This is a genomic window from Xanthomonas sp. LMC-A-07 (assembly GCF_030208825.1).
GTDB classification, from domain to species: domain Bacteria; phylum Pseudomonadota; class Gammaproteobacteria; order Xanthomonadales; family Xanthomonadaceae; genus Xanthomonas; species Xanthomonas campestris.
The window spans coordinates 228,111-251,205 of record NZ_JARVTF010000008.1; the positions used below are offsets into that span (position 1 = coordinate 228,111).

Sequence of the window (23,095 nt, forward strand, 5' to 3'; positions counted from 1 at the left end):
TCCGCCCCACGCTGGAGATCCAATCCGATGAAGACCCGCTTCGCCCTGACGCTGATGGCGCTGCTGCCGATCCTGGTCGCCTGCAAGGCCCAGGACGGTTCGTCCGACACCGCCCCGGCGCCTGCTCCGGCTGCCGAGACCGCCACCGCGCCTGCGGCCACCCCGGCCACTGATGCCGCTGCCCCGCCTGCCGTGGGCGAGAGCGCCAACGCGCCGGCCACCGCCACCGCCACCGACACCGCCGCTGCGCCGCCAGCGCCGGCACCGCGCGCGCCGAACGGCCCCGAGCCGGTCGCCGGCACCGATTACCTGGATATCGAAGGTGGCCAGCCGTACCAGCAGGCCGCCGGCAAGATCGAGGTGGCGGAAGTGTTCGGCTACGTCTGCCCGGCCTGCAACGCGTTCCAGCCACTGATCGGGCCATGGAAAGCCGGCCTGCCGTCGGATGTGCATTTCGTCTACGTGCCGGCGATGTTCGGCGGCCCGTGGGATGACTACGCGCGCGCCTTCTACGCCGCAGAAACGCTGGGCGTGCAGGAAAAGACCCACGACGCGCTGTACAAGGCGATCCACGTCGACCAGAGCCTGAAGGGCGAGCGCGGCAAGGATTCGGTGCAGGACATCGCGGGTTTCTATGCCAAGTACGGTGTGGATTCGAAGACCTTCATCGACACCATGAGCAGCTTCGGCGTGTCGGCCAAGACCAACCGCGCCAAGCAGTTCGCCACCCGCAGCAAGATCACCGGCACCCCGTCGCTGATCGTCAACGGCAAGTACCTGGTCAAGGGCCAGAGCTTCCCGGACATGCTGCGCATCGCCGATCACCTGATCGCGCGCGAACGCGCCACGCTGGCCAAGTGACCCGAGCGATCGCCACGTCGTGAACGCTTCGGACTCGCGCACCCTGCGGGTGCTGACCGCCAATATCCAGGCCGGCTCCAGCACCCGCCGCTACAGTGACTACGTGACCCGCAGCTGGTCGCATGCGCTGCCGCTGGGCAGCAAGCGCACCAGCCTGGACAGCATCGCCAAGCTGGCCGGCGAGCGCGACATCGTGGGTCTGCAGGAAAGCGACCCCGGCAGCCTGCGCTCGGGCTTCACCAACCAGACCCACTACCTGGCCGAGCGCGCCGGCTTCAATTACTGGAGCCACCAGCCCAACCGCCGCATGGGCGGGGTGGCGTCCAGCGCCAACGGCCTGCTCAGCAAGCTGGAACCGCTGGAAGTCCAGGACCATGCCCTGCCCGGCCGCATCGGCGGGCGCGGCATCCTGCTGGCCAAGTTCGGGCAAGGCCGCGAAGGCCTGGCGGTGGCCGTCGCGCATCTGTCGTTGGGCGCCAATTCGCGCATGGCGCAGCTGGCCTTCATTGCCGAATTATTGTCCGACCATCCCAATGTGATGCTGATGGGCGACTTCAATTGCGTTGCCGATCGGCCGGAAATGCAGGCCTTGTATCGGCACACCCGGCTGCAACCGCCAAGCTGCGTGGTACACACGTTCCCGAGCTGGCGCCCCGACCGTGCGATCGATCACATTCTGGTCAGCGACAGCCTGGTGATCGAACACACCGAAGCGATTCCTGCAGCGTTCTCCGACCACCTTGCAGTGGGCATGGATCTGCGCGTTCCGTTGCAATTGCTGCGTTAAACCCGCAGTAGAACGCCAGCGCCCGGTTGCGCTGGCGACCTCAACCGATGACGTGCTCTAGACACCGCTTGTGGCATAACACAGGCGGTTTTTTCGTTGGAGCACGCCACGTGACGCACCGCGCATGAATGTGTCCGAGCCGCAGCTCGCACCGGTACGCACCCTTCGGCCGGTGTTCGTGTTGGCGGCGACGGTGGTGTGTACGTTCGCGCTGCTGGTGGCGCTGTTCCCCCTCGATGCCGGGCGCATCTTGCTGGATGCGCAGACCTGGGCCTCACGCAATGTGGGCTGGTACTACCTGCTGGCAATGACGCTGTATCTGGTATTCGTGCTGGGTGTGGCGCTGTCCAGCTACGGCAACATCAAACTTGGCGCCGATCACGACGAACCGGAATTCAGCTATCTCTCCTGGGCCGGCATGTTGTTCGCCGCCGGCATCAGCATCACGCTGTTCTTCTTCTGTGTTTCCGAACCGCTCACGCACTATCTGCAGCCACCGCAAGGCGGCACCGGCAATGGCGAGGCGTCCGCACGCCAGGCCATGCAGCTGCTGTTCCTGCACTGGGGCCTGCACGGCTGGGGTGTGTTCGCGTTGGCGGCGATGGCGCTGGCGTATTTCGCATTTCGCCACAATCTGCCGCTGGCCTTGCGCTCGGCGTTGTATCCGTTGATCGGCAAACGCATCAACGGGCCAATCGGCTATACCGTCGATGCGCTGGGCATCGTCGCCACGGTGTTCGGCCTGGGCGCGGATATGGGCTTTGGCGTGCTGCATCTCAACGCCGGCCTGGCCACCTTGTTCAACGTGCCGCACACGCATTGGGTGCAGGTGGCGTTGATCGTCGCCATGATGGGTGCAGCCATCCTGGTGGCGGTGTCCGGCGTCGAAAAAGGCGTGCGCTGGATGTCGGACATCAACATGCTGCTGGCGATCGCGCTGCTGTTGTTCATGCTGTTCGCAGGCCCTACGCAATATCTGCTCAATGCCTTGATGCAGAACCTGGGCGACTACCTGGGCAGCGTGGTGGGCAAGAGTTTCGACGTGTACGCCTATGGCGGCCGTCCCGACTGGCTCGGCAACTGGACGGTGTTCTATTGGGCGTGGTGGATTGGCTGGGCGCCCTTCGTGGGGCTGTTCATTGCGCGCATCTCGCGTGGCCGCACCATCCGCGAATTCGTGCTGGGCGTGTTGTTGATCCCGTTGGGATTCACGCTGGCCTGGCTGTCGATCTTCGGCAACAGCGCGCTCGATCAATTGCTGCACCACGGGCAGGCCGCCTGGGCGCAGCAGGCCATCGATGCGCCGCAAACGGTGCTGTACTCGCTGCTGCAGGATTACCCGTGGAGCCGCGTGGTCATCACGATCACGGTGGCGATCAGCTTCGTGTTCTTCGTCACCTCGGCCGATTCGGGCACGGTGGTGTTGTCCACATTGTCCTCGCATGGTGGCGAGCCGCATGACGACGGCCCACGCTGGCTACGTGTGTTCTGGGGCGTGCTCACGGCCGTGGTTACCGCGGGCTTGCTGCTGGCCGGCAGCATGGACGCGCTGAAATCCGCAGTGGTGCTGGCGTCGCTGCCCTTCTCGGCCGTGTTGCTGCTGATGGCGTGGGGATTGTCGCGCGCGCTCAGCGAGGAATCGCAGCGCAAGCGTGCGCAGCTCTACAGTCCCAGCCCGTTGATCGGGCAATCGCGCGATCACCGCGGCTGGCGTCAACGCTTGGGCCAGGCGATGCATTTTGCCGCGCGCGATGAGGTCTATCGCTTCATGCACGAACAGGTTCGCCCGGCGATCGAAGCGGTGGCCGCGCAGCTGCAGGACGAAGGCTGGCAGGTCAGCAGCCGGCTCGACGACGCCGACATGGAGATCAGCGTGGACCATGGCGAACAACAAGGCTTCCGTTACCAGGTGGTGATGCGCGGCTACCTCACCCCGTCGTTCGCCGCGCAGCGCCTGCGCAACCAGCGCTATTACCGCGCCGAGGTGTATCTGTTCGAAGGCAGCCAGGACTACGACCTGGTCGGCTACAGCCGCGAACAGATCATCAACGACATCATCGATCAATACGAGCGTCACCTGCAGTTCCTGCATCTCACCCGCTGAGGTGTCGTCGCTGCGGCGAGCGTCCCACAGGAGGTTTGTCATGCCACGTTTCCCCGACCAGCTGCTGTACATCGGCGGCCGCTATGTTCCCGCCCGCGGCGGCCACACGTTCGAGGTGGTGAACCCGGCCACCGGTGAAGTCCTTGCCAACGTCCACAACGCCGGCGCCGACGATCTGGATGCAGCCGTGGACAGCGCCAAGGCCGGCCAACGGCACTGGGCCGCACTCACGGTGGTGGAGCGCTCACGCATCCTGCTGCGTGCCGTCGCGCTACTGCGCGAGCGCAACGACGCCCTGGCGGAGCTGGAAACGCTCAACACTGGCAAGCCGCTGAGCGAAACGCGTAGCGTGGACATCGTCACCGGCGCCGACGTGCTGGAGTATTACGCCGGCGTGGCGCAGGCGCTGCAGGGCGTGCAGGTGCCATTGCGCGAAGGCAGTTTCTTCTACACGCGGCACGAACCGCTTGGCGTGGTGGGCGCGATCGGTGCGTGGAATTACCCGATCCAGATCGCGCTCTGGAAAGCCGCACCGGCCCTGGCCGCCGGCAACGCGATGATCTTCAAGCCCAGCGAGGTGACGCCGCTCACCGCGCTCAAGCTCGCTGAAATTTTCACCGAAGCCGGCCTGCCGGATGGCGTGTTCAACGTGCTGCCCGGCGACGGCGCCAGCGTGGGCCATGCACTCACCGAGCATCCGGAGATCGAAAAGATCAGCTTCACCGGTGGCACCGCAACCGGCCGCAAGGTGATGGCCAGCGCCTCCAGCTCGTCGTTGAAGGACGTGACCATGGAACTGGGCGGCAAGTCGCCACTGATTGTCTGCGCAGATGCCGACCTGGACCTGGCGGCCGACATCGCAATGATGGCCAACTTCTACAGCTCCGGACAGGTGTGCACCAACGGCACGCGCGTCTTCGTGCCGCGTGCACTGCGCACTGCATTCGAAGCGCGTCTGCTGGCACGCGTGCAACGCATCCATATCGGCGACCCGCTCGATGAGCGCACCACGTTCGGGCCGATGGTCAGTGCCGCGCACATGCAGCGCGTGCTGGAACACATCGAGCAAGGCAAGGCCGAAGGGGCGCGCCTGCTGTGCGGTGGCGAGCGGCTGCGCGATGGTGCACTGGCGCAGGGCTGCTACGTGGCGCCGACCATCTTCAGCGATTGCACCGACGTGATGACCATCGTGCGCGAAGAGATCTTCGGGCCGGTGCTGAGCCTGCTCACCTACGACGACGAAGACGAGGCAATCACACGCGCCAATGCCACCAGCTATGGGCTGGCGGCGGGTGTGGTGACACCGGATCTGTCACGCGCGCATCGGCTGATCCATCGCCTGGAGGCCGGCATCTGCTGGATCAACACTTGGGGCGAATCGCCGGCGCCGATGCCGGTGGGCGGCTACAAGCAATCGGGTGTGGGCCGCGAGAACGGCCTGGCCACGCTGCAGGCCTACACACGCACCAAGTCTGTCCAGGTCGAACTGGAACGCTACGCGTCGGTGTTCTAGGCGCGGCTCATAGCGCGCGTACTGCTGTTCAAACGAGCGCAGACGCGTGCCGATCCGCACGCCTTACCGACCACGCATCAGGAGATCACCATGCAACGCGAATACGACTACATCATCATTGGCGCAGGCTCGGCCGGAAACGTACTGGCCGCGCGCCTCACCGAAGACCCGGGTGTCAGCGTGCTGCTGCTGGAAGCCGGCGGGCCGGATTACCGGCTGGATTTCCGCACCCAGATGCCCGCCGCATTGGCGTTTCCGTTGCAGGGCCGCCGCTACAACTGGGCCTATGAAACAGAGCCGGAACCGCACATGGACAACCGGCGCATGGAGTGCGGGCGCGGCAAGGGGCTGGGTGGTTCATCGCTGATCAACGGCATGTGCTACATCCGCGGCAACGCACTGGATTTCGATCATTGGGCCAAGCGCCCGGGGCTGGAAGACTGGAGCTACCGCGATGTGTTGCCGTATTTCCGCAAGGCAGAAACACGCGACATCGGCGCCAACGATTACCACGGCGGCGAAGGCCCGGTGAGCGTGGCCACGCCGAAGAACGACAACAACGTGCTGTTCCAGGCGATGGTCGATGCTGGCGTGCAGGCGGGTTACCCACGCACCGACGACCTCAACGGCTATCAGCAGGAAGGCTTCGGGCCGATGGACCGCACCGTGACGCCGCAAGGGCGGCGTGCCAGCACCGCACGCGGCTATCTGGACATGGCCAAGCCGCGCGACAGCCTGCACATCGTCACCCACGCCACCACCGACCGCATTTTATTTGCCGGCAAGCGCGCGGTCGGGGTGCATTACCTGGTGGGTAACAGCAGCGAGGGCATCGACGCGCACGCGCGCCGCGAAGTACTGGTCTGTGCGGGTGCGATTGCCTCGCCACAGTTGCTGCAACGCTCCGGCGTGGGTGCGCCGGACCTGTTGCGCGCACTCGACGTGCAACTGGTGCACGACCTGCCCGGCGTGGGGCAGAACCTGCAGGACCACCTGGAGGTGTACATGCAATATGCATGCACCAAGCCGGTGTCGTTGTACCCGGCGCTACAGTGGTGGAATCAGCCGGCCATTGGCGCCGAGTGGTTGTTTGCCGGCACCGGCACCGGGGCCAGCAATCAGTTCGAGGCCGGCGGTTTCATTCGCACCCGCGAAGAGTTCGACTGGCCCAATATCCAGTACCACTTCCTGCCGGTGGCGATTAATTACAACGGCAGCAACGCAGTAAAAGAGCATGGCTTCCAGGCCCATGTGGGCTCCATGCGTACGCCCAGCCGCGGCCGCGTGCATGCCAGGTCGCGCGACCCGCGCCAGCATCCGTCGATCCTGTTCAACTACCAATCCACCGACCAGGACTGGCAGGAATTTCGCGATGCAATCCGCATCACCCGCGAGATCATCGCCCAGCCCGCACTCGACCCTTACCGGGGGCGCGAGATCAGCCCCAGCGCAGACTGCAAGACCGACGCCGAGCTGGATGCATTCGTGCGCGCACGCGCCGAAACCGCGTATCACCCCTCGTGCTCATGCGCGATGGGCACCGACGACATGGCGGTGGTGGATGGGCAAGGCCGCGTCCACGGCATGGAGGGGTTGCGCGTGATCGATGCCTCAATCATGCCGCGCATCATCACCGGCAACCTCAACGCGACCACCATCATGATCGCCGAGAAGATCGCCGACCGGATGCGTGGGCGTGCACCGCTGCCGCGCAGCACCGCCGACTATTACGTGGCGGGTGATGCACCTGTGCGCCGGTGATGTGTGATCGACCAAGTACATGGCTTGAAACCGCTTGCCAAGCGAGCTGTCGGCCGACTTGCGTTTGATCTAGATAGCCAAGCGCAGCGCCCTCACCGCTCGCGGGACACGCGGGACGTCCTTTCATAAAGGCTTTGTGCGGCATCTGTCCCGCCGCGGTTCGGCAGGCGGCGAAGACATCGCATGTAGCACGTGAGGTGTTTTTTGAAACCCACGCAAACCAGCCAACTCGCCTGGTCCTTGCGTGCCCGCCATCGCGGGACCTTTGGCGGCATGGATGCCGCCAAAGAGCCTACAGGGACGTACTTGCGGCGTGTCCCGCGATGGCGGGCGCGCAAGGGCCCTGCATGCGCTACACGTGCCTGTGGCCTTACTGCACAACGCCGTTGATCGCCGCATTGATGCCTGGCAGATAGCGCTGAGCGACCAGCAATTGGATCTCAGGCACCGACTCGCAGTGGGAAAACACCAGCGATGCCAGCCTGACGCGCAAACGCCAGCAGCTTGAGTGCGCGATGCCCTCACCGCCCCCGGGACACGCCGTGAATCCGTCCATGGAGGCTCCTTGGCGGCATCCATGCCGCCAAGGGTCCCGGACGCGGTGAGGGCACCGCGCCATCCGTCCTGGTCGCTGACTGATGCAGGAGCAACGCCGATGCGCGATGCGTCAACGCACATCTGCATTGCAAGCAGAGTGCTGCCCGCCGCATGCATCACGCGCGGCAGGCAGCCATCGTGCCAACTAGAACTTCAGGTCCGCGCGCACGTACCAGAAGCGGCCGCCGGGGATGTCATAGGTGGACGCGTCATAGCCATTGAGTGAGCACGACAGGCAGATCGGTGGATCCTTGTCGAACACGTTGTTCAAGCCGGCAGTCAGTTGCAGGCCCTTCAACCAGTCGAAGCGGTAGCCCACCTGCGCATCGTGGTAGGTGATGGCATCCAGTTGATTGGTGCCCTCGGCCGGCGTCGAGCACACCGCAAATTCCACTGCGTCGCCGCACTGTTCGGTGAGCTTGGAAATGTGGCGCGCGGTCCACGATGCAGTCCAGTTGCCCAGCGACCAGTCCAGCACCGCATTGCTGGTCCACTCGGGAATCGCACTATCCACCACTTCGATGCCCGGCCCCTGCGGCTGCCGCTGCCCGGCGGCGCCCAGCGCCTCGTAACGGCCCACGAAGGTGTTCTGCAAGGACAGCTTGAAGCGGCCCAACGCGCTTTCCGGCAAGGTCCAGAACAGATCCACGTCCCAGCCGTCGGTCTTGATCGAACCCAGGTTGGTCAGGCGGTTGTTGAACGCATTGATGCCGCCGGTGGACGCGCGGCCGATGCCGTCGCAGTACAGCGCGTCCAGCGTATCCACGCACAGATCGAGCTGGGTCTGCGCGTTGATCGCCTGGATCGCGCCATCCACATGGTGACGGTAGAAGGTCACTTCGAGATCCAGGCGGTCGGACCAACTTGCGTTGCTGCCAAAGCCCGGGCTGAACACGAAGCCGGCGCTGAAACTGCGCGAGCGCTCCGGCTCCAGCTGCTCGTTGCCGCCGGTGGTCACCGAAATCTGCTGGTTGGCCTGCTGGTAGTTCAGCGGCACCCCCAGCGTTGCGCAGTTGGCGGCGCTGCCACGCGGCGCGGTCCCGCCAAGGCCGATGGAACACGGGTCGGACAACTGCAGATCCGCACGCGCCGCCGAGCCGAACAACTCGCCGATGGTCGGCGCGCGGAAGCCTTCCGCATAACTGGTGCGCAGTACGAACTCGTCGCTCACCTGCCAACGCAGGCCGTACTTGGGCGTGAACTCGCCGCCGAACGTGGAGTAATCCGAATACCGGCCCGCAATGTTCAGATCGAGTTTGTCGCCCAACGTGGAGTTGGCAAAGATCGGGATGTTGAGTTCGAGATACGCCTCATTGACGTCGTAGCTGCCGGAGGTAGGCAACGATGGCACACCGTTGTAGCGGCCGGCCACGGTGAGCGGGTCCGGCTGATACGAGCCTTCGTATTTGCGGTACTCGTAGCCGGTGGCAAAGCTCACCGCACCGCCGGGCAACTGGAACAGCTCGCTGCTCAGGTTGGCGGTGAACAGGCTCAGTTCGTTCTGGCTGCGGTCGCGCACCACGGGCTGGATCCAGCGCAGCATCTCCGGCGTGATGCTGCCGGCGCCGCTGAAGATATCCAGTGGCACGCAGCCGGCCACCGCCGCGCAGGCGGCCGGGTCGCCGAGCCCCAGGTTGATGTTGAACAGGTTGTAGCTGCCGTAGTTGGTCTGCTCGGCCTTGTTCTTGCTGTACATGCCGTTGACGTCCCAGAACCAGGTTCGCGACGCGCCTTCGAAGGTGCCGACCAGGCCCGTGCCGAAATACTGCGTGTCCACCTGTTGCTCATACCGCCGCGGGCCGCCTTCCACCGGGCGCCGCCCGATCTGGATCAGGTTGGTGGCCGAGTTCAGATCGAAGCCAAACGGGTTGAACGGGTTGAGCGCGGAAATCACGATGTTGTCGGCCAGCGAATTGCCGGTGCCGGCATCGGGGCCGAGGAAGATCGGCTCGGGCGCGGCCTGGTTGGTGGACTCGCGCCGGTTGCCCAACGCCTTGACATACCACTGCACGTCGTCGTTGAAGTAATAGCGGAACTGCGCGAACACGCCCTTGCGCTCGGACGGCGTCAGCAGCAGGTTCTGCTCGGCGAAGTTGTAGCGGTCGGCGGTGCCGAAGCAGTGGTAATCATCGCTGCGCGTGCAGCCACCACTGCCGTCGTATTGCGGCGTGCCCACGCCCGCGTTGGGGGTGAGGTTCTGGCGCACGCCGGTGTTCTGGTCAACGAACTGGAAGCGCCCATCGGGCGTGGCCGAACTGGCAAAGGTCAGCCCGGTGCCGGGAATGGGGAAGCGTGCCTGCGCACGGTCGCGCGCATAGATCGGATCCTGCTTGACGTAGCTGGCGCCCAGAAACAGGCTGAAATCCTCGCCACTGGTGCCCCAGGCCAGGTCCATGCCCTGGTTGGTGCCATCGCCCTTGCCGTATTGCCCGTAATTGAGCGTGACCTGCGCGCCATCGAACGTGCGCCGCGTGATGATGTTGACCACACCGGCAATCGCATCCGAGCCGTACAGCGACGAGGCGCCGTCTTCGAGCACTTCGATGCGCTCCACGATCGCCAGCGGAATGGTATTGAGGTCCGTCGACGAGCCCACGCCCGAGGCGGAGGATTCATTGACCCAGCGGATGCCGTCCACCAGCACCAGCACGCGCTTGGAACCGAGATGGCGTAAATCCACCTGCGCCGAGCCGGCACCCACGCCGCTGCCGTCGGGCGGAAAGCCGAAGTTGCCGGACGAATTGAACTTGGCATTGAGCGCCGAGCCGGAGGCAGTGAGCTCCTGCAACACCTCGCCGATCGAGGTGAGCCCGGTGCGCTCGATATCGGCGCGGTTGAGCGTCTGGATCGGCACCTGGCCCTGCAATTCGGCCGTCTTGATGCGGGTGCCGGTGACTTGCACGCTGTCGAGCGTGCGCGTACTCGGGGCGGGTTCGGGCTGCTGCGCCCAGGCCAGCGAAGGGATCAGACACAACGACAATTGCACGGCCAGGTACGACCGACGGGAGCCACTCAGACGCTTCATCCTTTCTCTCTCCAGAAGGATTTCAGGAAATGTCACCGCACGCCCCCGTGCCCTGCGGTCCATGCCGACTTTTAAACGAAACCTTAACGCACCGCAACCTGGCGATGCAGCACTGCCTCCGTCATCGCATCGGCACGCTTGCTTCGTGCTCCTTAAGAGGCGAGTGCCAGCCCCACCTATGCAGCGCGCGACAGGCGCACATGCGCAGCGCCACCGCGCCACATTCACTCAAGTGCTCAGCCACGCTTCGGTATAGTCGCGCGATGACTTATTCCCCACGTTTCGCCGCTGTTTTCGCCGGCCTGCTTTGCCTTGGCAGCACTGCGCTGCATGCCCAATCGCTCGATCCGCAATTGACCGCCATGCGCGATGCCATCGCCGCCGCCGAGCGTGGCCAGGCCGACGCCGGCCAGCTCACCGCCCTGCGCCGGCATCCGCTGTACGGCTGGCTGGAATACGCCGCGCTCAAGCGCAACATCGACAGCGTCTCCGCCGCGCAGGCGCAGGGCTTTCTGCAGCGGTATGCAGGGCAGCCGGTGGCTGAGAGCTTCCGCGGCGCCTGGTTGCCGGCCGTGGCGCGGCGTCAGGACTGGACCACGCTGCTCGCCAACTGGAAGCCCACCGACAACCTGGGCCTGCGCTGTGCGCAGCTGAGCGCCCGCCAGGCCACCGGCAAGGCGGATGCGCAGTGGAGCCGCGATGCCTTGACGCTGTGGCGCACCGGCAAGGGCCTGCCCGATGCCTGCGACGCGGTGGTTGCCGGGCTGGAGTCGCGCGGCGAGCTCACCCCCGCCTTGCGCTGGGAGCGCGTGGAAGCCGCCGCCGACGCGCAGCAGCCTGCGGTGATGCGCACGGCCGCACGCGGGCTGCCGGCGGCCGATCTGGCCCTGGCCACCGACTACGCCGCATTCCTGGACAAGGTACATCCGCGTGCGGCGAGCTGGCCCAGGACCGAGCGCAGCCGCAACATCGCCGTGGACGGCCTGGCCAAGCTGGCCAAGAGCGACCCGGACGCGGCCGAACAACAACTGCCTGCACTCGCCGCCGCGTTGGGCTTCAGCGAGGCGCAGCGTGGGCAGGTGCTGTACCAGATTGCGTTGTGGACCGTGGCCTCGTATCTGCCCGATTCGGCGCGCCGGCTCAATGCGGTGCCCGATGCGTCCTACGACGAACGCCTGCACGAATGGCGCGCGCGTGAGGCGATGTCGCGTGGCGATTGGCCGGCGGCGCTGGCCGCCATCCGCAAGATGCCGGCTACCCAGCGCAGTGATTCGCGCTGGCAGTATTTCGAAGCGCGGCTGGCCGAAAAGACCGGCGCCGCCGCGGCGGCACAGCCGCTGTATCGCGCGGCTGCGCAGTCGCCCACCTTCCACGGCTTCCTGGCTGCCGATCGCCTGCAGCAGCCCTACCGGCTGTGCCCGTGGGAGCCCAAGGACAGCCCGCAGGCCAAGGCCGCGGTGGCACGCGACCCGGCATTGGTGCGCGCCATCGCGCTGTTCCAGATCGACCGCCCCGGCTGGGCCGTGGCCGAATGGAACGATGCCGCCAGCCGCTTCGACGACACCCAACGCCGCCTCGCGGTGGAGGTCGCCAGCGACAACGGGTGGTTCGACCGCGCGGTGTTCGCACTCGGCAAGCAGCCCGACGAACAGCGCCTGTACGCGCTGCGCTTTCCGCTGCACCACGACGACAGCATCCGCCGCGAAGCGGCCAAGAATGCGATCGATCCGGCGTGGGTGGCCGCGGAGATTCGCGCAGAAAGCATCTTCAACCCACGCGCGCGCTCGCCAGCCAATGCAATGGGCCTGATGCAGGTGTTGCCTGGCACCGGCGCGGCGGTGGCCAAGGGCATTGCCCTGCCCAACTACGGCGGCGCCGCCAGCCTGTACGAGCCAGACACCAACATCGCGATCGGCACGGCTTACCTGCGCCAGCTGCTCAACACCTACGGCCTGCCCTACGTCACCATCGCCGCCTACAACGCCGGCCCCGGCCCGACCGGGCGCTGGCAGGCCCAGCGGCCAGGCTTTGATCCGGATTTCTGGATCGAGACCATCAGCTACAAGGAAACACGCGAGTACGTTGCGCGCGTGTTGGCCTTCAGCGTGATCTACGACTGGCGCCTCAACGGCGATGCATTGCCGCTGAGCGATCGGCTGATGGGCCGGCTGGTGGACAAGCGCACGCGCCCGGTGTGTTCGCCGGGCCCGGCGGCCAACGCCGCACAGGACTGACGCAGCCCGCGCAGTGCCGCGCGCGCTTGCCGTGCGTGGCACTGCGCAGGGCATCGGGCATCATGTGCGCATGAAGATCTATCTTGTGGGCGGCGCAGTCCGCGATGCCTTGCTCGGCCAGCCAGCCGGCGACCGCGACTGGGTGGTGGTCGGCGCCGACCAGGCCCAGATGCAGGCGCTGGGCTACAAGCCGGTGGGCAAGGATTTCCCCGTGTTCCTGCACCCGCGCAGCGGCGAGGAATACGCGCTGGCACGCACCGAGCGCAAATCCGGGCGTGGCTACCGTGGCTTTGTCGTGGACGCCGACCCGTCGGTGACGCTGGAAGAGGACCTGCTGCGCCGCGACTTCACCATCAATGCAATTGCACGCGACGAAGCCAGCGGCGAGGTGTTCGACCCGTATGGCGGCGTACGCGATCTGCAGCAACGCGTGTTGCGGCATGTGGGCCCGGCCTTTGTGGAAGACCCGGTGCGCGTGCTGCGTGCGGCGCGCTTCATGGCACGGTTGGCGCCGCTGGGGTTTAGCATTGCGCCGGAAACCGCCGCGCTGATGCGCGAGATGGCCGACAGCGGCGAACTGGACAGCCTGGTGCCCGAACGCGTGTGGCAGGAGCTGCGCCGCGTGTTGGCCAGTGCGCAGCCTTCCGCGTTCCTGCGCACCTTGCACGACACCGGCGCGCTGCGCGCCATCCTGCCCGAGCTCGATGCGTTGTACGGCGTACCGCAGCGTGCCGAGTTCCATCCGGAAGTGGATACCGGCGTGCACCAGGAGATGGTCAGCGACATGGCTGCGCGACTTGCGCCCGGCGATGCGCTGGTGGGATTTGCAGCGCTCACCCATGACCTGGGCAAGGCGCTGACCCCGCCGGAGCAATGGCCGCGCCATGTGATGCATGAGCAGCGCGGCGTAGCACCGTTGCAGGCGCTGTGCGAGCGGCTGAAAGTGCCGCAGGACTATCGACAGCTTGCGGTGACCGCCTGCCGCGAACATCTCAACGTGCATCGCTTGCCAGAACTGCGCGACCGCACCGTGCATGAGCTGCTGGTGCGCTGCGACGGCTTCCGTCGGCCGGAGCGCATCGCCCAACTGGCGCTGGTCTGTGAGGCGGACAAGCGCGGCCGGCTGGGCAGCGAAGAAGCCGCATACCCGCAAGGGCCGGAACTGCAGCGTGTGCACGCCGCGGCGCTGGCGATCAATGCGCGTGATCTTGCGGCAGAAGGCCTGCAGGGCCCCCAGATTGGCGAGGCATTGGCTAGTGCGCGCATCACCGCCATTGCACAGGCGCGCAGCTTGCGTCAGTGAGCGCGGGATCGACGCGCGGTTTGGGCGCCGCGCGGCCACACTGCAGGCCAACCCGTATCGGTGACACCCACTCGGTGACACTCACCTGGCAAATGCCCGCCTGCAGCCGGCGTTTGCCAGGTGGTACAGCTACAGCTTGAAGTTGAGGCTCAGCATGAAGGAGCGGCCATTCTTGTACAGGTAGTACGGCTGGTTCTTGTTGCCGATGTAGCTGAAGTAGGTCTCATCCAGCAAATTGGTGGCTTCCAGCGCCACGCGCAGCCGCTCGGTGGCCTGATAGCCCACCGACGCATCCACCTGGGTAAACGCATCGGTCATCTGCTGCCCGTTGAGCCGCCCGATCTGGGTGAAGTATTCCGAACGCCAGCCCAGGTTGACGCGTGCACTCCACTTGCCCTGCTCGTAGTACGGGCTGATGTTGTACGCATTGCGCGAGTTGTACGGCAGGCTGTAGTCGCCATCGGTGTTGGAATCGGAATAGGTGTAGTTGGCCACCACGCCGAAGCCATTGCCGAAGTTGTGCTGCAGATTGACCGCCACACCGCGCACCTTGGCATCGCCGGCATTGGTCGGTACCGAGGTCTGGTAGGTGCTGGAGCCGCCGGTGGCATTGTTGAAGAACACCCGGTCCTGCACGGTGGTGAGGATGTAGTTGGAGATATCGCGCGAGAAGAATTCGCCGCTGAGCACGCTGCTGTCGGTGAAGTACCACTCCAGCGATGCGCCGAGGTTGGTCGACTCGTACGGGCTCAAGCCGGGGTTGCCGGTGGAGGCGGTCAGCGTGGTGTCGTCGGTGGCCACGTACGGGGTCATGTTGGTGTAGCGCGGCCGCGCGATGACCTTGGAGGCGGCGAAGCGCATGATCAGATCGTCGCGCAGGTCGTAGGCAATGTTGAACGCCGGCAGCCACTTGCCATAACTGCTCAGGAAATTCACCGGCGTATAGCCACCGCCCGGTGCGTAGCTATAGCCATCGGTGGAGTCGCGCGTATGCACATAGCGCACACCGATGTTGCCGCGATAACGCTCGCCGGAGAAATTGCCCTGCAGGAACCAGGCGCGGTTCTGTTCTTCGATGCTGTAGTTGCCCGCATAGCTGATCGGCAAGCCTTCATCGCCTTCGAGCCCGCCGATGTACTGGCTGATGGCGCCACTGTTGATCGTCGACCAGCGCTGCATGTCGGCACTGGTCGATAGCCCGTCCAGATAGCCGGAGGGCGTGGTGCCCGGCGAGAACGCGGCCAGCGTGCTGCCATCGTTCGGGTTCCAGGTGCGGCTGTACGAGGACTGCCCGGTGGCGTGATTGGTGAGCTTGATGCCGGTGAGAATCTGCGTAAACGGGCCCCACTCCACCGCATGGTCGAAGTCCAGCTGCAGGTAGCGTTCCTTGTCGTACTGCGGGCTATGGCTGGCCGAGGCATTGTTGAGTTGCATCGCTGCCGCGTTGGTGGGGTCGGTGCTGTAGTCCATCGCGGTGCGGCGCCCGTCGATGTTGTAGCTATAGCCGGCCAGGTTGCGGAACTGGATGCCGTAGATGCGTTCGGCGCCGCCTTGCGAGCTGGTGTAGCCCACCTGGCTGGAGGCATTCCAGCCATCGCCATGCCAGTCGGCGCGCAGGTGGATGCTGCCGGTACTGACCTCGCTGTTGCGCAGGTAGCCGTCGAGATAGGTGTTGGATTGGTCGCCGAAGGTGCCGGAGGTGGCGATGCCGTTTTCGAACCCCAGCGCTTGCGCATCACCAGGCGTGGAGCCCCAATAGCCGTAGCGGCTCTGGTTGTAGTTGTCGAAGCTTTCCTTGACGTACAGGCCGGTCAGGTTGAGCTCGAAGTCTGCATCCGGCTTCCACTGCAGTGCGGCGCTGACGCCATCGCGCTTACGCGTCTGCTGAAACAAGGCGGTGTTGATCGAGGTGGGAAACACCCCGGTGTTGTTACCGACCACGGCAGCGGGAAAGCCCGCGCCTGCCACATCGTCATAGCCGAAGATCTCCACACCGTCGCGGCGCAGCACGCGTTGCGAATGCATCACCGAGGTGAGCACGCCGAGCGTTTCATCCTGGTTTTTCCAGCTATACAACGCGGAGGCATTGGGCTTGCCTTCTTCGGAACGATCGTTGTACCCGTAGCTCACGGTGCCGGTGAGCGTGTTGCGCTCCAGCTCCAGCGGCTTGCGCGTGTGCACGATCACGGTGCCACCGATCGAGCCCTCATCGATGCGCGCCTCAGGAGTCTTGTAGACCTCCATCAGGCCCACCACTTCCGGTGCCAGCGTGCTGTAGTTGAACGAGCGGCTGTCCGGGTCGTTGGGGTCGCCACCCCAGCTGGTGGAGGCGATGGTCTGACCATTGAGCAACACGCGGTTGAGTGCCGGGTCGGTACCGAGGATGCTGACTTTTTCGCCTTCGCCGAACTGGCGGTCCACGGTGATGCCGGATAGCCGCGACAGCGACTCGGCGACGTTGGTGTCGGGGAATTTGCCGATGTCTTCGGCGCTGATCGCATCGACGATGGCATCGGCATTGCGCTTGACATTGAGCGCCTTGCCGAGACTGGCCTGATAGCCCACCACCTTGATCTCATCCAAGGTGGAGACCGATGGATTGGTTTGCGCGGGTGCCTGTTGCTGGGCGGGTGCAGGCTGTTCCTGTGCGAATGCGGGAAGTGCCGCAGTGCTGGCAAAAGCCGCGCCACCCAACAGCAAACCACGGACCGCTGCGCTCAGTGGCGAACGATGCGGTGCACGCGCATGACACAGGCCATGACCGGACAACTCGAACACACGGGGATACACCATTGCGTGGACCTCTAGGCTGATACGTCGCAACCGGTGAGTTGCGCAAGAACGCGCGATGCGCGTGCCATGCCCGCAATCCGTCCCCTGTGCCGGATGCGAGCAGCGTCCCGCACTGCCTCGTGGCGTGCGGGTCAAGGCGCCAGACCGATGCATGATCGGCGGCAACGTCTGCATGAATTCGGAGCGTGCTCCTGTTCGCTGACAACGTTATCAGCGAAGGTGCCTCCCGCAAGCCGTGCTGTCAACTCAACGACAAAAACAGCCTGATTTATGTGTAATTCGTCGAATTCAACGCAGATAACGGAATGACGACGTGATCACCATCGCATTCTTTTTGGTGTGCAGGCAGACCACTGCGCATGGAACCGTGATGCCATAAGGCTGCGCACGCAGATGTTGCGATGCAAAGTGTTTGCACGCTTTGATGTGGCGCGTACTCGTACGCAACGCTCTCACCAGAAAGCGCTCGACTTCTGCTGCAGAAGTGCTGCGAATCCATGCGGCTGCGGCAACTCGCCGCGCAGCATGGATCCACGCACCGGCACGCACGCTTACTCGCGCTGCCCGGCCACCCAGGTCGCCAACACCTGCACATCCGCATCCACCAGCACCAGGTCGGCCTGGTAACCCGGTGCGATGCGGCCCAGGCGCTCGCCCAGGCCGATGCACTGCGCCGGATAAGTGGACGCCATGCGCGCGGCTTCGGCCAGATCCACGCCCAGCCATTGCACGCTGTTGCGCACCGCGGTGGCCATGTCCAGCGCGGAGCCGGCAAGCGCACCGGCGGCATTGCGTACCACGCCGTCGATGGCGGTGATGGTTTCGCCGTACAGATCGAAGCTGGGGCTGTCGGCGCCGACCATCGGCATGGCGTCGGTGACCAGCAGCAGCTTGCCGTGCGGCTTGGCGGCAAGCGCCACGCGCAGGCTGGCAGGATGCACATGCACGCCGTCCACGATGACGCCGCACCACACCGCGGGATCTTCCAGCGCGGCGCCCACGGCGTTGGGCTCGCGCCCGGCCAGTGGCGACATCGCGTTGTACAGATGGGTGAAGCCGCGGACACCGGCGGCAATGCCGTCGCGCGCCTGTTCGTAGGTGGCGGCGGTATGGCCGGCAAACACAACTGCACCACCGGCGACAAAGGCGCGGATGTCGTCCAGCGGCACGCGCTCGGGCGCGAGCGTGATCAGGGTGACGCCGTTGTCCAGCGAGGTGTCCACCGCGATCTCGTGCGCGTCGGGCACGCGGAACTTCTGTGCGTCGTGGGTGCCCTTGCGCGCCGGGCTCAGGTACGGGCCTTCCAGATGAATCCCGAGCACGCCTGGCACGCCCTGTGCGATCGCCTGACGCGTGGCGGCGATGGCCTCGGCCATCACCTCGGCGGTGTCGCTGATCAGCGTGGGCAACATGCCGGTGGTGCCGTAGCGGCGATGCGCTGCGGCGATCGTCGCCAGCGCCTGCGGCGTGCAGGCGTTGTTGAACAACACCCCGCCGCCGCCATTGACCTGGATGTCGATGAAGCCGGGCAGCAGGGTGGCGCCACCCAGATCCACGCGCGTGCCGGCCTGCGCCACGCGCGCATCGTCGGCCGCGACAACGGCCTGGATCTGCGCGCCGTCCAGCAACACGGCCAGGCCGTCCTGCAGGCCGTCATCGGTGAGCACGCGTGCATTCCAGAGCGCTTGAATCGGGGAAGCATCCATGTTCAAACCGTTTCCGTGACCTTGTTCAAATGCGGCGGCAGATCGGGGTTATGCCCGCGCTGCAGAGCCAGCGCGTTGATGGCGCGGTAGAAGCTCTGCACGGTGAGCAACGGTGCGCACGCCGGGTGTGCGGCATCGGCCAGCGGCAGGTCGCCATCGGGCGCGGCCAGCCACACCTGCGCGCCACGTGCACGAAATTCTTCCGCCAGGGCGCGCGTGCCTGCGCCGGTTTCATCCGGCTGCGCGAACACCAGCACCGGGAAGCCCGGGCCCACCAAGGCCATCGGGCCATGCTTGACCTCGGCCGAGCTGTAGGCCTCGGCGTGCAGGCCGCAGGTTTCCTTGAACTTCAGCGCGGCTTCCTGCGCCGCGCCCAGGCCCAGGCCACGGCCGAGTACGAACAGGTTGTGCGCCGGCTTCAAGCCGCTGGTGAGTGCGGACCAATCCGCCTGCCAGGCGCTGCGCAGCTGCTGCGGCAGCTGCTGCACGGCGGCGAGCAATGCGGGGTCGTTCTTCCACACCGCGCCCAGGTGCAGCACAGCGGCGAGCGAGGCGAGATAGCTCTTGGTCGCGGCCACGCTCTTTTCCGGGCCGGCACCGAGCGGAATCACCACCTCGGCCAGCTGCGCCAACGGCGAATCTTCCACGTTGACCAGCGCCACCACGCGCGCACCGGCGGCCTTGGCGGCTTCGGCATTGCGCAGCAGGTCCGGGCTCTTGCCCGATTGCGAAATCACGATGTACAGCGCGCCGCGCAGCTGCAACGGCGCCACATAGACCGAGCCCACCGAGGGCGAAGCCGACGCGGTGACGATGCCAAGCTGGGTTTCGAACAGGTACTTGGCGTAGGTGGCGGCGTGATCGGAACTGCCGCGCGCGCAGGTCACCACGAACGGCGGCGGGTTCTCGCGCAGCGACTGCGCCAACGTGGCGATGGTGTCGGCATTACGCGCGAACTGTGCAGCGACCACGTCGGCGGTTTCGGCCGCCTCGCGGAACATCAAGGTGTCGGTTTCCTGGGGGAGATTCATCGGAGCTCAGGCGGATTCGGGGGAGGGGGACTTGGCGGCCGGCGGTTGCGCCGGTGCGGTGGAGCCGCGCACCACCAACTGCGGCACGAAGCCGCGGTTCTGCAGTTGCGCGGGCTGGTCGTCGTAGGCGTCGCTGCGCAACTGGCTGATCAGCAGGCGTGCGGCGTGCCGCGCGATGTCTTCGGTGGCCTGCTTGGCGGTGGTCAACGCCGGCCACGACTGCCGTGAGAACGGGCTGTCTTCGAATCCAGCGATCGACAACTGGTACGGCACGTTCATGCCGGTGGACTTGGCCGCGGCCAGCACGCCGGCGGCGATCTCGTCATTGCTGCCGAAGATGGCCGTGGGCGGCTCGCGCAGCGACAACAACCGGCGCGCACCACGAAACCCATCGTCGAAGGTGTAGTCGCCCGGTATCACCAGGTGCTTGTCCAGGCTGATGCCGTAATCCTTCAACGCAGCTTCATAACCGGCGTAGCGCTCGCCGCTGGAGCGGTGCTGCGGGCCGCCCCACAAAAAGCCGATGCGCTGGTGCCCAAGCTGGATCAGATGCTCGGTGATTTCATAGGCGGCATCGCGGTCGTCGATGTACACGCACGGCCCATCGCCCGGGTCGGTGGTGGAGGCGATGATGCGCACGCTCTTGATGCCGCGCGCGGCCAGGCCGGCCAGCAATTCGGGGCGCTCGGACATCGGCGCGGTCAGCACCACGCCGGCCAGGCGCGAGCGCTGCACCCATTCGGCCAGTTCTTCGGCCAGCAGCGGCGAAGTGGAATCGCAGGGATGGATCTGCAACCCGAACCCGGTTTCGCGGCAGGCGGCCAACACGCCGTTCTGGATGCCGATGATGTGGTACGGGTTGGGGTTGTCGTAGACCAGGCCGATCACGAACGGCGTGCCGCTGCGCAGGTTGCGCGCGGACGGATCGGGTTCGTAATCGAGATCGGCGATGGCACGCAGCACGCGCGCACGCGTGGCCTGCATCACTGACGGTTCGTTGTTGATCACGCGCGACACGGTCTTCAAGGAGACCTTGGCGCGCTCGGCGACATCTTTGATGGTGGGCCTGCGCATACTCGTGCCTTGTTCGTCTGAACGCATCATGCCGCGTCACTCATTTCGGTTGAGCCGGCAGCCCCACACGGTGGCCGCGCAGCGAATAGAACAGGATGTACAGGTAGCACGGCACCATCAGTGCGGCGAACACCACCTGGAAGTCGTAATGCTGTTTGAGAATGGCGAACAGCTGCGGAATGATCGCGCCGCCGGCAATGCCCATCACCAGCAACGCCGAACCGATCTCGGTGAACCGGCCCAGGCCGCGGATGGCCAGCGGAAAGATCGCCGGCCACATCATGGCGTTGGCAAAACCGAGCGCGGCCACGAACCCCACCGACACATAGCCGTGGGTGAACAGCGCCCCCAGCGAAAACAGCACGCCCAGCAGCGCAGACACGCTCAGGTAGCGCGCCTGCGAAATCACCCGCGGAATCAGCACCAGGCCGGCGATATAGCCCAGCAACATTGCGCCCAGCGTGTAGGAGGTAAACAGCTTGGTGCTGTCCAGCGGCAGATTGAAGCCGTGGCCGTAGGTGCCGATGGCATCGCCGGCCATCACTTCCACACCGACATACACGAACAGGCACAACACGCCCAGCCACAGATGCGGGAACTGGAAGATGCTGGACTTCTGCGCCGCGCCAGCGCTGCCCGGCGTGGCATTGGCTTCGGAGGCCTTGAGTTCGGGCAGCGGCGAGAACAACACGCCCACCGCCAGCACCAGCAACACGCCGGACATCACCAGATACGGTGCATGGATCTTGGCGGCAAACGCGTTGAGCAGTTGCTGCTTGGTCGCCGCATCGGCTGCGGCCACCTGGGTGGAGAGATCGCCGATGCCGTGCAGCACCAGCGAGCCGATCAGGATCGGTGCCAGGATGCCGGCAATCTTGTTGCAGATGCCCATCAGCGCGATGCGCCGCGCCGCACTTTCGATCGGCCCGAGAATGCTGATGTATGGGTTGATCGCGGTCTGCAACAGCGCCAGACCACTACCGATCACGAACAGGCCGGCCAGTGCGCCCGGATACCAGCGTTGCGTGGCGAATTGCCCGAACGCTGCCGCGCCCAGCGCCATCACCACCAGGCTCAGCGCCAGGCCTTTTTTCATGCCGGTGCGCTTGAGGATCCACGACGAGGGCAGCGCCAGGAAAAAGTACGACAGGTAGAACACCATCAGCACCAGGAACGCATTGACCTCGTTGAGATCGAATGCCAGCCGCACGAAGGTGATCAGCGGCCCGTTGATCCAGGTGAAAAAGCCGATGATGAAAAACAGCACGCCGACGATGGCGATCGAGACAACGGGATTTGCGGGCCTGGCGGTAGTCATGGATCGGCTGGCTCTAGGTTGTCGTGCGGGGGGATGCCGTGGGCGTCAGCGGCGCAGTTCGGCGACGAAGTCGTAGAAGTCGTTGTGGCAATAGGTGTCGGTGAGTTCGATCGCGCTGCCGTCGCGGGTGTAGCCCACGCGCACCACATGCAGGATCGCCTCGCCGGTCTTCATGCGCAGGTGTTCGGCCAGCCGTGCCGGCAGATTGATCGCGCGGAAGTACTGCAGCGCACGCACCACCGGGGTGCCTTGCGCATCGAGAAAGCTGTAGAGCGAATCGCCCACCTGCTCCGGGTCGGCGACCACGCGCTGCGGCAATACGGCGTGCTCGTAGGCCATGACGCGGTCATCGGCGCTGCGCAGGCGGGTGAGCGAGGCGACCGCCGCATCCGGCGACAACCCCAGGCGCAGGATTTCCTCGCCATGCGCGGGCCGCAGGCGCCGTTCCAGCCACTTGGTGCCGGGCTCGTAGCCTTTGATGCGCAGCGTCTCGCTGAAACTGGTCAAGCCGCTGAGCTGGTGCTGGATGTGCGAGGTGACAAACGTGCCGGCGCCCTGGCGGCGCGAGACCAGGCCCTGCTCGACCAGCGCATCCACCGCCTGGCGCAAGGTGACCCGCGAAATCTGCAGCCGCTCGCACAGCTGGCGCTCGGCGGGCAGCGCTTCGCCGGCCTTCCAGTGACCACCGCGGATCGCCTCGCCGAGCTTGGCGGCCAGCTGCAGGTACAGCGGTGTGGGCGCGGAGGCGTCAAGACGCAGGTCGTCCAGTCGCTTGTCCCCCTCCGCGTTGGCCTTGGCCATGGGTGTTCTCACCTGGCAGGATTCGTTAGGTCCAATATAGTACCAATCGGCGTCGGCATACCAGCCCTGTGCCCGGACGCGACGGGTAGGCCTGTCATCTGTCATGGCGCCGCGCCCAAAGAAAGCGATGGGTAGCCACGGAAGATCAGTGAGGAGACGGGACGGTTAGCCCTTCGAGCTATGGCGT

General features: G+C 65.4%; 15 protein-coding genes. 7 read left to right on the forward strand and 8 right to left on the reverse strand.

Going from position 1 to position 23,095, the window contains the following annotated elements; translation table 11 throughout:
* Window positions 1-27 precede the first annotated feature (27 nt).
* From QRM89_RS08445 to betA, 5 genes are all read left to right on the forward strand, one after another.
* Complete coding sequence (locus QRM89_RS08445; protein WP_285447776.1) at window positions 28-861, forward strand: thiol:disulfide interchange protein DsbA/DsbL; 834 nt, start codon at window positions 28-30, stop codon at window positions 859-861.
* A gap of 49 nt (window positions 862-910) precedes the next feature.
* A complete protein-coding gene (locus QRM89_RS08450; RefSeq protein WP_011038499.1) occupies window positions 911-1,648 on the forward strand; it encodes an endonuclease/exonuclease/phosphatase family protein in 738 nt (245 codons plus the stop codon).
* A gap of 124 nt (window positions 1,649-1,772) precedes the next feature.
* Window positions 1,773-3,752, forward strand: a complete 1,980-nt coding sequence (gene betT, locus QRM89_RS08455) for a choline BCCT transporter BetT (RefSeq protein ID WP_014508954.1) — start codon at window positions 1,773-1,775, stop codon at window positions 3,750-3,752.
* Between the two features lie 40 nt (window positions 3,753-3,792).
* Window positions 3,793-5,265: a betaine-aldehyde dehydrogenase gene (gene betB / locus QRM89_RS08460; RefSeq protein WP_040940669.1), complete on the forward strand. Its 1,473-nt coding sequence runs from the start codon at window positions 3,793-3,795 to the stop codon at window positions 5,263-5,265.
* A 90-nt stretch (window positions 5,266-5,355) separates the two neighbouring features.
* The gene (gene betA / locus QRM89_RS08465; protein WP_076038354.1) at window positions 5,356-7,026 is read left to right on the forward strand and encodes a choline dehydrogenase; all 1,671 of its coding nucleotides are present in this window, start codon (window positions 5,356-5,358) and stop codon (window positions 7,024-7,026) included.
* A 370-nt stretch (window positions 7,027-7,396) separates the two neighbouring features.
* Here betA and QRM89_RS08470 read toward each other — a convergent pair whose 3' ends face one another.
* A complete protein-coding gene (locus QRM89_RS08470) occupies window positions 7,397-7,582 on the reverse strand; it encodes a hypothetical protein (protein ID WP_158069308.1) in 186 nt (61 codons plus the stop codon).
* A gap of 186 nt (window positions 7,583-7,768) precedes the next feature.
* Window positions 7,769-10,648, reverse strand: coding sequence for a TonB-dependent receptor (locus QRM89_RS08475; RefSeq protein ID WP_285447777.1), 2,880 nt, complete (start codon window positions 10,646-10,648; stop codon window positions 7,769-7,771).
* Window positions 10,649-10,911: 263 nt separating this feature from the next.
* Here QRM89_RS08475 and QRM89_RS08480 point away from each other — a divergent pair, with 263 nt between their 5' ends.
* Together QRM89_RS08480 and QRM89_RS08485 are read left to right on the forward strand one after the other, a co-directional pair.
* Window positions 10,912-12,882 (forward strand): transglycosylase SLT domain-containing protein, encoded by a 1,971-nt coding sequence (locus tag QRM89_RS08480; RefSeq protein ID WP_193725515.1) that lies wholly within the window; start codon window positions 10,912-10,914, stop codon window positions 12,880-12,882.
* 70 nt (window positions 12,883-12,952) lie between these two features.
* Window positions 12,953-14,185 carry a multifunctional CCA addition/repair protein gene (locus tag QRM89_RS08485; protein WP_115002375.1) on the forward strand — a complete coding sequence of 411 codons (1,233 nt, stop codon included), beginning with the start codon at window positions 12,953-12,955 and terminating at the stop codon, window positions 14,183-14,185.
* Window positions 14,186-14,314: 129 nt separating this feature from the next.
* Here QRM89_RS08485 and QRM89_RS08490 read toward each other — a convergent pair whose 3' ends face one another.
* The 6 genes from QRM89_RS08490 to QRM89_RS08515 form a co-directional block, all read right to left on the reverse strand.
* The gene (locus QRM89_RS08490) at window positions 14,315-16,978 is read right to left on the reverse strand and encodes a TonB-dependent receptor (RefSeq protein ID WP_285447778.1); all 2,664 of its coding nucleotides are present in this window, start codon (window positions 16,976-16,978) and stop codon (window positions 14,315-14,317) included.
* A 551-nt stretch (window positions 16,979-17,529) separates the two neighbouring features.
* Window positions 17,530-18,684, reverse strand: coding sequence for an N-acetylglucosamine-6-phosphate deacetylase (nagA, locus tag QRM89_RS08495; protein ID WP_285447779.1), 1,155 nt, complete (start codon window positions 18,682-18,684; stop codon window positions 17,530-17,532).
* Between the two features lie 2 nt (window positions 18,685-18,686).
* Complete coding sequence (locus QRM89_RS08500; RefSeq protein ID WP_011038509.1) at window positions 18,687-19,715, reverse strand: SIS domain-containing protein; 1,029 nt, start codon at window positions 19,713-19,715, stop codon at window positions 18,687-18,689.
* Window positions 19,716-19,721: 6 nt separating this feature from the next.
* Entirely contained in the window at window positions 19,722-20,789 is a 1,068-nt protein-coding gene (locus QRM89_RS08505) for a LacI family DNA-binding transcriptional regulator (RefSeq protein WP_011038510.1), read from the reverse strand.
* A 40-nt stretch (window positions 20,790-20,829) separates the two neighbouring features.
* A complete protein-coding gene (locus tag QRM89_RS08510) occupies window positions 20,830-22,107 on the reverse strand; it encodes a sugar MFS transporter (protein ID WP_225042647.1) in 1,278 nt (425 codons plus the stop codon).
* A gap of 45 nt (window positions 22,108-22,152) precedes the next feature.
* Window positions 22,153-22,875: a GntR family transcriptional regulator gene (locus tag QRM89_RS08515; RefSeq protein WP_029216943.1), complete on the reverse strand. Its 723-nt coding sequence runs from the start codon at window positions 22,873-22,875 to the stop codon at window positions 22,153-22,155.
* Window positions 22,876-23,095 lie beyond the last annotated feature (220 nt).